Below are 11,793 nucleotides of genomic sequence, written 5' to 3' on the forward strand. Positions count from 1 at the left end.
CTTCCTCCTGTTTTTATCCCTTTTTCTCCTTGATGATCAGCAGCGAGTAGTAGCCTGCCTCATCGGGAATCTCCTCTATATCTGTGTAGATTCTCTCCCCTTTCATGCCGCAGTTTTCTACCATTTCCATCTCCATGCCGCGTCTTTTTACTGCTTGTTTTACTTCCGGCATTTTCCTCCCTGCCTTCATCAGTACTTTCGTTCCAGGAAGGCAAAGCGCCTCCTCCACGCCGTATGACGCCGGAATGATATGTATCTGCTCCTTATTTTCCGCCAGCCCTTTATTCAGCCTTGCGGCAGCCGCACAAAAAGATGGTACTCCGGGAACTAAATCTGTCGGATAGCCTTTTTTCTTTACCCGTTTTTGTATATACAGACAGGTGGAATAGACACTCGGATCTCCCAGCGTAATAAACGCGGCTGTCTTTTCTTGATCGAGTATATGTAAAAGTAACGCTGTGTCCTTGTCATGTATCTGTTTTAACCTTTCTTTATCCTTTATCATCGGCATAGGAAGGTACAATTTTTCTTTTTCTCTAAGACCAGGAAGCTTTTCCTTTACAATCTGGTACGCCATACATTGTACAAGATATTTTTCCATAGTTACATCCGTTTTATCTGTATAAACCGGTTCTTCCAAGCCCTTATCTGACACAGGGATAACAAGCACGTCCGCCTGTTCTAGCACGCTTATTGCCTTCCATGTCAAAAGCTCTGGATCTCCCGGCCCGACGCCGACACAAAAAAATGTTCCACTCATGTTCCTTCTCCTTTTATCTGTTCTAACAGAGCCTGCGCACCTTTCGTTTTCCCCAGAATCCCCTCTTCTTTAGAAAACACAATCGCCTCTGCCTGTAATCTGTTCTGGCATCTTTGCCCTAAGTGAAAGGCTATCCTCTCCATTATAGATTCCATCACACTTTTCAGTATTTTCGCCTCCTTTAAATATCCGAGTGCTTCTGCCGTTACCGCACATCCCATTATCCTCTGCACACACTCCCTGTCTGCACCTTTTACAGCCGCATGGGAGGCAAAGACCTCCATCCGGCAGTCCGCCTGGCGGGAATGGGTATTCATTACCCCCGCTGCAAGCTTTACAAATTTCCCGATATGTCCAATGAGAAGCACTGCCTCCATTTGAAGATGAAGCGCATCATCTAAGGCTTCCCCAATATAGTTACTGCATTTCACTGCCAATTCCCCATCATAGCCAAGTTCTTCTCTTAGAAAATCACTGCCGTAATTTCCTGGCACCAGATAGCACATTTTGTGTCCGTTTTCTCTTAATACCTTCATTTCCAGATAGATGGTATCTGTCAGCGCCTTTTCACTCATAGGCTCCACAATCCCACTTGTCCCCAGAACAGAAATACCCCCTTCAATCCCTAGCCTCGGATTGAATGTACGCCTGGCAAGTGCTTTTCCTTCAGGTATGGAGATGACAATTTGTATGCCTTTTGTATACTTCATCTCCCTGCACATTTCCTGCGCCGCTTTTACAATCATTTCACGCGGAACCTTGTTGATTGCAGCTTCACCGATACTTTGTTCCAGACCTTTTCTCGTCACCCTGCCGACCCCTTCTCCGCCCTCCAGAAAAATGCCCGGCGTCTCTGTCTTTTCTACTTTGGCAAACACCAGGATTCCATCCGTCACGTCAGGATCGTCTCCGCTGTACTTCCTTACTGCGCACTTTACAAAAGCTTCTGTCCTCACAATGCTTTCCACGTCCAGATACAGCAGAATTCCTTTTGGCGTCATCAATTTCACCTGCCGGATCTCCGTACCGGTAAGCAGCATAAAAACCGCCGCTTTTGCAACGGCGGCAGCGCAGCTTCCTGTGGTATATCCAAACCGCAGCCCCTCTTTTGTACGTCCGATTTCTACTGTCACGTTTACAATACCTCTTCAATATGCTCTAAAAACAGATTTTGGATTCCTTCCATTTCTCCCAGTCCCCGAACGGCCGCACGAACCTCATATCCGTCTTCGGTAAGCGCGCTCATCCAGGAGTCTTCTTCCCCTGCCATATCATTCTGTGCATGATCCCCTGCCACAATCATAAAGGGCATCAAAAGCACTTTTTTCTTTCCGGAGATGCGCAGCTTGTCCATCACATTTTTTAATTCTGGAAAGCTTTCTACTGTCCCCACAAGAACCTGCTGATAGCCCAGCGCGTGAAAGGTATACTCTAACGTAGGATAGGCGGCATTTGCGTGGTGATCTGTCCCATGCCCCATCAAGACAAGCATTTCCTCTTCCTTTAATTCTGTCTGCGCCATCACTGCATGGATTGCCTTTTTATAATCATCCACGCTGCTTAACATAGGCTTTCCGACACTGATCTTGCGGAATTTATCCATATATTCCATCAAGTCCTCCATCATCCTGTCATTCTCAATCCCGTTGATCACATGGGTCGGCTGTACAATCACTCTTTCTATCCCTTCTGCCGCCATCCTTTTTAATGCTTCTCCTACAGTATCCACCCGCAGATTTTCCGTTCTTTTTAATTTGTTTATAATCATCTGGCTTGTAAAGGCGCGGTAAACCTTATAATCCGGATAGGCTCCGGCAATTCTTCTTTCAATCGCCCCGATCGTTTTTTCCAACGTGTCAAGATAGCTGGTTCCAAAGCTGACAACTAATATCGCTTTCTTTCCATCCATTTTTCTGTGTCTCCTTTTTCCTTTTCATTTTCTCTTACATATAACGATTGTCATAAAATGGAAATACTGCTGCCAGAACCGGCAGACGAACAAAGCCTGCGCAAAAATTTCCTTTTTACGCGCAGGACGGCCAGATATATAGACTGCCCGTTCTTAAGCAACCAGGCAGCCACGAAAAAGTGCGGCACATACCCGGCTATATTCCCGTAACCATCTAATGCATTTAAAAGTGAATCTTCTGACTTAAGCCTCCGGCACGGCTGCTCCGCCTTCCCATAACCTTGTTACAGTGGCACTGTGGAACACCGCTAAGCTATTACAGCAACGGGTATTGTGCAGGATTCTCACCTGTCTTCCTCCGTCCGCTAACTTACGCGGACCTTCTTTTAAATGTATGCCAATTATATTTTATAAAGGATGTTTCCTTTGCATTTAAAATCTGTTTTATTTTATCATATACAAACAGGCAAGTAAAGCCCGCGGCATTTTTGCTTTTACAGCACCGTTCCTTCTTTTGGTACAAAGAAGGCTGCATATATTTCCTCCTATCTTCCAATGAAACTGTCTTTCCATGTCTCTAAATAGCGCAGCACCTCTTCCAGACTTTTTCCTTTCTCCTGCGGTCTTGCAATCACTACAAGCAGCGCGCCTGTCTCCTTCGCCGCCTTAACTTTCTCTGCAAAGCCGCCCGCCTGCCCCGATTCCTTTGTCACAAAATATTTTGCCTGTATTTGACGGAGCAATGCTGTATTCAACTCCCTTGAAAATGGGCCCTGCATAGCAATCAAATGCTTCCCCTCAAATCCCAGTGCTGTCGCCTGCTCTACAGAAGCCAGCGTAGAGAGCACACGCGCATAGCACCGCTTTTCGTAATCAGGAATTTTCGTATATTCTTTTAATTCTTTTCCGCCTGTCGCAATCAGTATATTCCCATCGGTATGTTTCAAAAACTCTACCGCTGTCCGCACATCACAAAATACCTTTTTCTTTCCGTCTGTACTGCCTGTCTGTTCTCTTTGGCGCAGACACCGCAGATATTCACATCGTGTCTCTTCGCATGCCTTCCGTATATTTTCTGTGACGGCACAGGCAAACGGATGTGTGGCGTCGATCACCAGCTCTATCTCTTCCTTACGGATGAACTTTACAATCTCTGCTTCTTCCATTCTCCCGCTTAAAACCTGCACACCTTTTATATCTCTTAAAATTTCTTTTCCATATTCTGTCGCCGTACTGACATAGCAGTCCAGACACAATTCGCCTGCTTTTGAAGCGAGCAGCCTTCCCTCCGTCGTTCCGGCAAAGAGTAATATCTTCTTCATATCTCTTGTTCTTTCCTCTTTAAAATCGCAGCTTTGCTGCCTGTTCCACGAGTGCAATCGTCATTTTATCCCGCTTTTGCTTTGGCAAAAGTATTTTGCCGTCAGGACAGGCAAACAGCGCTGCCCGTTCACAGACATTGTCCACCCCTGTCACCTGTTTTACAAATGCAGAGCCTTCTTTTAAAAGCGGCACCGACTGAAGCTCCTTTGCTGTATAAGTATAAAAAGGAATTCGATATTTTCGGGCAAATTCCTGGATTCCCTTTTCTTCCTTCTTTAAGTCAATACTCGCTACAGCCCGTATTCTCTCCGGCCAGATCCCCTGCTCTTTACACACGCGGCGTATCTGTTCCTCTAATGCGCTTTGCCAAATGCCCTTACGGCATCCAATTCCCGCGATGATATTCTTCGGCGGAAGAAAAAGGATACCTTTGTAAGCGGCAAGATCCTCTTTTATTTCTCCGGTTACTGCGACTCCCAGCTCCCATTTCTCTCTCATCTCATCTATACTCTCACACAACGCCAGCTCCTCCGGCAGCCTTCCCTCCCATGGATATGCGCTGTAAAACCCAATCCTTCTGCCTTCTAATACCGCCGCAGACACTGCTTTTGCCAATTCTCTGTTCGAGAGGTACAGTTGATTTTTACATGCGAATACATCTACCGCAAACTTTCCCTGCACGTCCGTCGCTGTCGTAAGCACAGGCTCCGCCCCCGTACAGGAAGCGATACACTTTGCTATCTCCACTGCATTTCCTATATGTCCGGAAAGAAGAGGTATAATATATTGCCCCTTTTCATCCATCACCAAAACCGCGGAATCCGTATATTTGTCCTTCACCCAGCGCGCGATTAAGCGCACTGCGATTCCAGCCGCCCCTACAAACAGAAATGAAGCTTTTCCCCAGTGTGCCCCGATCCATTCTGCCAGGTCAGGCGGCAATGGCTTTAACGCTTCTTCCTCTGCATATTTAGGAAGTGTGTAGCCCTTACATATTCCTTCATATTCAGAAAGGTTTTCTATGATTTCTCTGTTTCTCCTGCTTCCTGTCTTTGTAAAACTAAATATTACAAGAGGCTTTTTTTCCATATCCCGTATCTTTCTCTCCCTCTTTTTTATCTCTGTATTCTTCACATGGTACCGTCGATGTACAAGGCAATACAATTCCAAGTCAGATATATACACCGACGCTATCATCAGTATATCATACTCTTGAAATAAAACTACTCCCTTATTTAAAACTTCCCAAGCAGAAGCCAGTTCGCCCGAAATGGACGCATCAGATTCCAGTAGCCGACTCCGGACAGTCCATATTCTTCTGCCAGCTTTAATTTTGCCTGTATACTTCTTACATCCTCAAACCATACTTCGTGTGTCATCCCTGCCTTTTGATAAGTAAACCAGGGACTCATAGAACTATCTGAAAACTGAATGAAAGCCCCATTCTCTACAGCAATGGACACCGCCTCCTCATTTCCGATTGTAATCGCCCTTGTGATTCCTCTTTCATAAGGAAGCTGCCAGTCATACCCATAGTTTGGAATTCCCATAACCAGCTTTTGGGCCGGAATTTCTGTCACTGCATACTCTACTACTTCTCGTACCTTGTTGATAGGCGCCACTGCCATAGGAGGGCCATATGTGTATCCCCATTCATAGGTCATCAAAAAAACCGAATCTGCATTTTCACCCAGCAGCCTGTAGTCCATCCCTTCATAGAGAAGCCCTTTCTGTTCTGCGCTTGTCTTTGGAGCTACCGCCACAGACGCTTTATATCCATTTTCATTCATCAGTTCCTTTAACTTTCCCATAAAGACAGCATACTGTATCTTATTTTCCGGAAGAATATATTCAAAATCCACACTAACCCCTGCATACCCTCTGTCTTTCACAACAAAAAGCAGCTCTTCCATTACTTTTTTCTGTATCTCTTCGTTTTCTACGATTACCTTGATAAGCTGATTATTAAAACCTCCCCCTGAAAACGGCGTCAGAACAAGCATAGGGGAAATTCCATTTTTCCATGCAGATTCTATCATCCATAAGTCATCCTGGGGCGGCGGAACCAGATCCCCCTCAAAGGTAAAACCATAGGAAAAGATAAGCAGTTCATTCAGTGCAATATAGGACTGTTCTAAAATGTAGGGTTCAATAAACGGATATGCATATCCTGAGACAGACAGACGCCCTCTTTCCCCTGCTTCCCCGCCCGGCGGCACAACAAGCAATGCCTGCCCCGGTACAAGCTGTTCTCTGTCTGTCAACTCATTATCATATACAATTTTCCGCACTGGAACATCTGTTTTTCGTGCAATCGAAGACACTGTATCCCCCGCATTTACAATATAAATCAAAAAATCACCTCCGTATCAAACATATGAAGGTGATTTTTTCTTTATGCTTTATTTTCCATTTTCCGATATTGCCGCCAGCGCCTTTTTGAACTGCACCGTAAAGAGTATTGCAGTGAAAGTAACGGCAATCGCGTCTGCCACAGGCTCTGCCATATATACGGCAAATGTCTGGTTAGATCTCCACAGAGCAGGCATAATGTAGATCAGAGGAATCAGCAGGACGAATTTTCTCATAACTGCCACCAAAATAGACTCTTTCGCCTTTCCAAGTGAATTAAAGGTCATCTGGCATGCCATCTGGATTCCGAACATAAACATCACAGCCATATAAATTCGAAGCGCGGTCTTTGTATATTCCATCAATTCTGCATCTGATGTAAACATCGCCGCAAATCCCTGTGGAAATAGCATTACGCACAGCCACAGAATCCCCGCATAGCACAGACTGACCTTTAAAAGCAGCCAGAACGCAGCCTTCACTCTCCCTGTATTGCGTGCCCCATAATTATAACTGATGATTGGCTGCGCGCCCTGTCCTAATCCCTGCAAGGGCAGCATGGCAAACTGCATTACACTGGTTAGGATCGTCATTGCTCCAACGGCAATGTCTCCACCATATTTCAACAGAGATGAATTAAAGCAGACAGAAATTACACTCTCGCTTGCCTGCATGATAAATGTAGAAATACCCAGGGCAAGACAAGGCAAGATTACTTTACTTTTTAACCTTAAATTTTCTTTCTTTATTTTCAGAAATGTCTTCTCTCCAAAAAGGAAATGCAGTACCCATATGCAGGAAAGCGCCTGCGATAAAATGGTAGCCAGTGCAGCTCCGCGCACTCCCATATTGAAAACAAATATAAATACAGGGTCTAAAATGATATTTGCAACCGCACCGATAAGAACAGAAAGCATTCCCGTTTTTGCAAATCCCTGCGCAGTAATAAACGCATTCATCCCAAGTGTAAGCTGTACAAAAATTGTGCCGAGGGCATAGATATTCATATAACTGACTGCATACTCGATCGTATTTTCACTGGCTCCAAATGCCAGCAAAAATTCGCGGTTCCACAGAAACAAAATGACGGTCAGAAGAATAGAAATCATAACTTGGAGGCTAAAGCAATTGCCTAATATGCGCTCTGCCTCTTCTGGTTTTTTCTTCCCCATAAAAATCGAAGCACGCGGAGAGCCCCCATATCCGACCAGAGCGGCAAAAGCAGCCACGATCATAATCAACGGCATGCATACGCCCACCCCTGTCAGTGCCATTGCCCCAATATCAGGAATATGTCCGATATATATACGGTCTACAATATTGTACAGCATGTTGATCAACTGTGCTGCAACAGTAGGAAAGGCAAGCTTAAAAAGCAGCTTTCCTACCGGCTCCTTTTCCAGAAAGTCTTTTTCTTTATTCATCTGTCCGCGCTCCCTTCTATTGCTTCCTGTACATTTTGTGAAATTCTGCTGTTATACTGAAAATACATTGTCTTCTCTTCTGCTGTAAATCCCTTAAATACTGTATGCCAGTATTTTTCCTGTACGCTTTCTATGCTTTCCATAACCGGCTCGCATTTTTTCAGTATTTTCAGATGTATCTTCCTCCTGTCCCTCTCATCCTGCTGACGCCTAAGCAGCCCCTTCTGAATCAAAGACTCCACAGCCTTAGAAACACAACCCTTTGACAACATGCGAAATTCCACAATATCCACTGCCGTATCTTTCCCCGGATTATGCTGTAGAAAACTGATAATGTCTGTCTCTATTGTAGTAAGTCCATATTGGAGAGCGACGCCCTTTAACATTTCTTCATACAGCTTCATAATTTTTCGTATCCGAACCCAATATTCTGTATTTATATACATTTTGCCCTTCCTTTTCGTTTATTCAAAAACAGTTTATATAAAAATGGTTTTTTAATAAACTTTTTTATCCGATACTTATTATACGCTGGTTTCTTATTTTGTCAACTCTCTCAAATCTTTAATTTTTTTGTAATTTTCGACACACTTCGTTGCAAAATAATACTGCCACACTATGTATTTAGTGCGGCAGCCTCTCCTGCTAGTATTCTTTCTATTAATTTTTCACATTTTTTCTGAATCATATCTATCTGCTCTGCTGTAATATTATCTATATGGATTCCACAGGAACAAACAACCGTACAATTCTTCTCTTTCGCCAGACTTTCCGCAAACTGCCGGGCCACAAACTCCTCCTTATGCCCTACACCGGAAATCACAGAAGATGTCACACCAATACCAACTCCACTTAAACTGGGCCTGGCAGTTGACATCACTACGCAGCCTACATGCGGCCGTCCGCCGCCATATAACGCTATCGTATAGTCTTTTCCCATTTGAATTACATCACATTGAATTTCATAGCCGTGAAACAATTTCTCTTTTAACATTCTTCCACCCCTGTCCATGAGATAAATTTATCATGCACGATTCCAAATTGCATTAAGACTTTTCCCACAATATGATGAATCATGTCCTCAATGGTCTGTGGATGATTATAAAATGTCAGTACCGGCGGCACAATCACACAGCCCAGATCCGCCGCCTCCTTTAAGTTTCTAATATGCACTTTCCCCAGCGGCATTTCTCTTGGAACCAACACTACCTTGCGTCCTTCTTTCATACACACATCCGCTGCGCGCACAATCAGATTTTCTGCGTATCCTGTGGCAATTCCAGCCAATGTTTTCATGCTGCATGGCATGATAATCATTCCATCTGTCATAACAGAACCACTGGACACAGATGCCGCCAGATTATACGCATCATGGACATGGTCTGCCAGTTTCAGAAGTTCTTCCATTGGAATCTGACTTTCCATTTCCCATGTTACTTTTGCGCTCTCACTTAAGATTAAATCCACTTCACAATCTGAAATATTTTTTAACGCCTTTACCAGATAGTAACTCATCTCCACACCTGTAGCTCCCGTAACCCCAACAATGATACGCATATCTTTTCACCTCTGACTTTTTACTATACCCATTTTTCCGCATCTACTTCCATGAAATTTGCTCTGCGGAAACGCTGCTTCTGGTCAAATGGCACTGTACAATCAAAAATTGTTTTACATGCAATTCCGTGATCTCTGATTCCCGGTGAACAGGTCGGGTCATTGGACGGGTCTAATGGATGGCAGCGCACTCCCGGAATTGTAATAATATCTGCATCTCCCTGGAATCTTGTATTCATCGCCCAAAGTACATCATTCATATCAAAGCAGTCTACATCTTCGTCTACCAGGAAGATGTGCTTCAACTCACCAAATGCAGCAAACGCCAGAAGAGCAGCCTGGCGCTGACGTCCCTCATCGCTTGGCACCGTCTTTTTAAACTGCAGCACTGCCATATATTTTCCGCCGCCGGAAGAACAACAGTACACATTCTGTAGTTTCCCCGGCATCGCTTTTTCTACCATTCCGTAAATACTCGCTTCTGTCGGAATACCTGCCATGGATACATGTTCTTCGCTTGGCCCGATACAGGTCTGCATAATCGGATTCTTCCGATGCGTCACTGCCTTTACCTTAATCATCCAGCACTGGTTGCTTGCAGGCCCCGTATACCCCGGAAACTCCGGCATAGCATAACCACTGTGACTGTTCTGGTCTTCCTGTACTCTCACATTCGGAACAACCTCTCCTTCAATGACATACTCTGCATTGGCAATGGCATTTTGTTTTACAGTCAAACACCGGCATAATTTTACAGCTTCTCCTCGGAGTGCTCCGGCAATTGCCAGCTCATCATATCCCAGCGGTGTAGACGGCGGCTCAAAACAAGAGCCAATTTCGATAGCAGGGTCTACTCCGATACTGATGGAAATCGGAAGATGCTCGCCTCTTTTTTCCGCGCACTCTGCCATTGCGCCGATATGTCTTGCTCCCGGAACAAAATAAATAGAAATCTCATCTTTGCTCTGAAGACACATTCTATGAATCGTCACATCACTTTTTCCAGTTTCTGGATGTGTCGCATAGCACATTCCCATTGTAATGTACGGGCCGGCATCATCCGGCGTATTGGTAGGCGCAGGAATGATTTTATGAATATCAAACTCTTCCTCTGTCGCCAAGTGTACTACTTCCTGGCATTTTGCTTTTTCTTCTGACACTACCGGTGAGATTGGATTTTCCAAACTCTTATGAAGAAGCTTTCCAAGATCTTCTGCAGGACAATCTAACAGCGCTGCCACACGTTTTCTGCTTGCCAGCACGCCAATTGCAACCTTTGCATCCGGATGTCCCTTTACATTGTTAAAAATCATGGCCGGGCCTTCTTTCGTCGGACGCATAACAGTTCCACCGGCCCCAACGTACCGATATACACCTGCCAGCTCCGCTTCCGGATTCACCTCTACATCCGTCTCAATCAACTGACCATCTAATTCCTTTAGAAGCTCTAATGCACTTCTCAAATCGTCTATTTTTTTACTCATATCTTACTTTTCCTTTCTATCACATAAAGGAGAGGCTCCTGCCTCCCCTTTCTTGCTATACACATTGCATAATAGCAGTCAAAATAGAATAATATTTGTCTTCCGGTGAATCTGTTCTGCTTGTCATGACAACCGGAACTGTTGTACCACATAATGTACCGGAGGAAACAATATTTGCAAAATAGTGAATGGATTTGGTAAATATATTTCCGGCACATAAGTCCGGCATAAGAAGGATATCCGGCTTTCCGGCAACAGGACTTTTAATTCCTTTGCAAAGCGCAGCTTCTTCTGAAATTGCATTATCCAGTCCAAATGGTCCGTCTACGATACATCCTTTAATCTGTCCGCGGTCTGCCGCTTTACTCAGCATTGCTGCATCCACTGTAGACTGCATCTTTGGATTCACGGTCTCAAGCGCTGAAACAACCGCTACTTTGGGGTATTCAATATGAATATCCCCTGCCAGCTTCACAGCATTTCTGATAAGCTTTACTTTATCATTATAATCCGGTGTCACATTTACCGCACAGTCTGTCACAATCATCATGCGATCCTGGAATTCCATAACAGTCGCCTGACTTAACAGCGCTCCGTCCGGGACAAAACCATAACGCTCTTTGTCGAGAATACAGCGCATAAATGTTGCGGTCTGCATCAGTCCCTTCATAGGCATATCCGCTTCGCCGTCTTTTACCATCTGACACGCCAGCATACCCGCTTTTCTTTCATCCCGTTCTTCGAGGATTTCATAAGCTTCCGGATTCTCTCCCATGCTTTTTAAAAGCTCTTTGATTTTCTCCGGAACACCGATTAACACCGGCTCAATTACCCCTCTTTTTGCTGCCATTACAACTGCAGAAAGTGTATCTTCATCCTGAGCGTTGGCAAGCGCCAGTCTCTTTTTAATATTTTTTTCTAAAATATATTCTTCAATTTCTTTAAAACTGTGAAACATATTTCTCTCCTATCTGTTTGTCTTTC

12 protein-coding genes and 1 riboswitch are annotated in these 11,793 nt (G+C 44.5%); all 12 genes read right to left on the reverse strand.

Annotation, left to right across the window (positions count from 1 at the left end; all coding sequences use genetic code 11):
* Window positions 1–13: 13 nt before the first annotated feature.
* Complete coding sequence (gene cobI, locus H8S37_RS05645; protein WP_186875027.1) at window positions 14–760, reverse strand: precorrin-2 C(20)-methyltransferase; 747 nt, start codon at window positions 758–760, stop codon at window positions 14–16.
* Window positions 757–1,893, reverse strand: a complete 1,137-nt coding sequence (cbiD, locus tag H8S37_RS05650; RefSeq protein WP_186875028.1) for a cobalt-precorrin-5B (C(1))-methyltransferase CbiD — start codon at window positions 1,891–1,893, stop codon at window positions 757–759. Before cbiD ends, cobI begins: the two co-directional genes overlap by 4 nt.
* A gap of 2 nt (window positions 1,894–1,895) precedes the next feature.
* Window positions 1,896–2,669 (reverse strand): sirohydrochlorin cobaltochelatase, encoded by a 774-nt coding sequence (locus H8S37_RS05655; protein WP_186875029.1) that lies wholly within the window; start codon window positions 2,667–2,669, stop codon window positions 1,896–1,898.
* A 211-nt stretch (window positions 2,670–2,880) separates the two neighbouring features.
* A riboswitch (cobalamin riboswitch) is annotated at window positions 2,881–3,072 on the reverse strand.
* 142 nt (window positions 3,073–3,214) lie between these two features.
* Entirely contained in the window at window positions 3,215–3,991 is a 777-nt protein-coding gene (cobK, locus tag H8S37_RS05660) for a precorrin-6A reductase (protein ID WP_186875030.1), read from the reverse strand.
* A 19-nt stretch (window positions 3,992–4,010) separates the two neighbouring features.
* Window positions 4,011–5,081 carry a cobalt-precorrin 5A hydrolase gene (locus H8S37_RS05665; protein WP_186875031.1) on the reverse strand — a complete coding sequence of 357 codons (1,071 nt, stop codon included), beginning with the start codon at window positions 5,079–5,081 and terminating at the stop codon, window positions 4,011–4,013.
* Between the two features lie 146 nt (window positions 5,082–5,227).
* The gene (locus H8S37_RS05670; protein ID WP_186875032.1) at window positions 5,228–6,346 is read right to left on the reverse strand and encodes a glycosyl hydrolase family 18 protein; all 1,119 of its coding nucleotides are present in this window, start codon (window positions 6,344–6,346) and stop codon (window positions 5,228–5,230) included.
* A 48-nt stretch (window positions 6,347–6,394) separates the two neighbouring features.
* The gene (locus tag H8S37_RS05675) at window positions 6,395–7,768 is read right to left on the reverse strand and encodes an MATE family efflux transporter (protein WP_186875033.1); all 1,374 of its coding nucleotides are present in this window, start codon (window positions 7,766–7,768) and stop codon (window positions 6,395–6,397) included.
* A complete protein-coding gene (locus tag H8S37_RS05680) occupies window positions 7,765–8,214 on the reverse strand; it encodes a MarR family transcriptional regulator (protein WP_186875034.1) in 450 nt (149 codons plus the stop codon). Before H8S37_RS05680 ends, H8S37_RS05675 begins: the two co-directional genes overlap by 4 nt.
* A 170-nt stretch (window positions 8,215–8,384) precedes the next feature.
* On the reverse strand, window positions 8,385–8,762 hold the full coding sequence (gene lpdD / locus H8S37_RS05685) for a prenylated flavin chaperone LpdD (protein ID WP_186875035.1): 378 nt from the start codon (window positions 8,760–8,762) through the stop codon (window positions 8,385–8,387).
* Window positions 8,756–9,325: a UbiX family flavin prenyltransferase gene (locus H8S37_RS05690; protein ID WP_186875036.1), complete on the reverse strand. Its 570-nt coding sequence runs from the start codon at window positions 9,323–9,325 to the stop codon at window positions 8,756–8,758. The genes lpdD and H8S37_RS05690 overlap by 7 nt, the downstream gene beginning before the upstream one ends.
* 23 nt (window positions 9,326–9,348) lie before the next feature.
* Entirely contained in the window at window positions 9,349–10,809 is a 1,461-nt protein-coding gene (locus H8S37_RS05695) for a UbiD family decarboxylase (RefSeq protein ID WP_186875037.1), read from the reverse strand.
* 55 nt (window positions 10,810–10,864) lie between these two features.
* Window positions 10,865–11,767 carry a phosphate acyltransferase gene (locus H8S37_RS05700; protein WP_186875038.1) on the reverse strand — a complete coding sequence of 301 codons (903 nt, stop codon included), beginning with the start codon at window positions 11,765–11,767 and terminating at the stop codon, window positions 10,865–10,867.
* Between the last annotated feature and the right edge of the window lie 26 nt (window positions 11,768–11,793).

Source organism: Mediterraneibacter hominis, assembly GCF_014287475.1.
Taxonomy (GTDB): Bacteria; Bacillota; Clostridia; order Lachnospirales; family Lachnospiraceae; genus Mediterraneibacter; species Mediterraneibacter hominis.